Here is an 889-nt window from a genome sequence, read left to right as displayed (position 1 = left end):
TAAAAGGAGCGCATTTCTGGCGCACAGTTGGGCAAAAAAAATTATTCCCCTACTCCCCTACTCCCCTACTCCCCTACTCCCCCGCTCCCCTACTCCTTAAAAAAGACTTTTTCAGCAAGCCCTAGGTAGTTCCGGTTCAATTTAGGAGCGTATTTTGGGTAGATTATGGCAGAAAAATTAAGGGAGGATTGTTCCAACTACCTCTTCTATAATTCCCATTCCTCCTGGATTCACCGATTCAGGTTCCTGACTCCTACTCTTACGACTCATATTTTTTCAGCAAGCCCTAATTAGGGTTTGCGCTTCACTAGTCTTTTTTAAGGAGCGGGGGAGTAGGGGAGTAGGGGAGTAGGGGAGTAGGGGAGTAGGGGAGTAGGGGAGAATTTTTTTGCCCAACTATAGCGCTAAAAATGCGCTCCTTTTTGAGCATGAAGAGCTGAAAACCATGTACTTTTTCAATACCTAAAAAGGCTAAAACCTTTATCTGGTAATTACTTGAGATTTAATCAGCAAACCCTAATTAGGGTCTGCGTATGGAAAGTCTTTTTGCTGGGGTAGGAGACAGGAGACAGGAGACAGGAGACAGGAGAAATAGGAATGAGAGAAGAGGTAGGAGCGGGCGTTTTGTCCCTTGATTTTTCTGCCCAACTATGCGCCTAAAATACGCTCCTTTTTGAGCGTGAAGAGCTGAAAACCAAGGTATTTCAGACCCTAAAAGGCTAAAGTCTTTATATGTCAATGCTTTCATATTTATTCAGCAAGCCCTAATTAGGGTTTGCGCTTCACTAGTCTTTTTCTCAGGGCAGGAGCCAGAATCCAGCAATCCTGCAATTCAGGAGGAATGGCAGTTATAAAGGAATTAGTTGTAAGAATTGTCTCTTAATTTTTC

The sequence above is a fragment of the Okeania sp. SIO3B5 genome (assembly GCF_010692555.1).
GTDB lineage: Bacteria > Cyanobacteriota > Cyanobacteriia > Cyanobacteriales > Microcoleaceae > Okeania.
Note: the sequence above shows the minus strand (reverse complement) of the source record.